Annotated in this window: 1 protein-coding gene; it reads left to right on the top strand. The window is 54.0% G+C overall.

Translation table 11 applies throughout. From position 1 onward, the window contains the following. Positions 1-276, top strand: a 276-nt coding sequence (locus tag PZC42_RS21135; protein ID WP_277214089.1) for a hypothetical protein, incomplete at both ends; no start/stop codon positions are given.

The following is a 276-nucleotide window of genomic DNA, read 5'->3' as shown; positions in this document are numbered from 1 at the left end:
GTATACATGGTGGATACACCAAAAGGAAGCGATAAAGAGGAACAACGGGACGTGGCGAAGGATAATTCCCCCGAAAAACAACCAAAACGGCGACGCAAGCGCCGCCCAAAGTCCCGCCTCGATAACAACAGCACCCATACTGACCCAGCCGTAGAGCAGGGCGAACCAGTGGACGATGAACACGCCACCAAGCAACCATCCGAACAGGATGAATCGGACAAGCAACCCATTCCCGGCGAAAACAACAATCCAGACGGTCTCATGCCGGACACATCA

The organism is Isoptericola croceus (assembly GCF_029382255.1).
GTDB lineage: Bacteria > Actinomycetota > Actinomycetes > Actinomycetales > Cellulomonadaceae > Isoptericola > Isoptericola croceus.
Note: the sequence above shows the minus strand (reverse complement) of the source record. Positions and strands in the feature narration are given on the sequence as shown.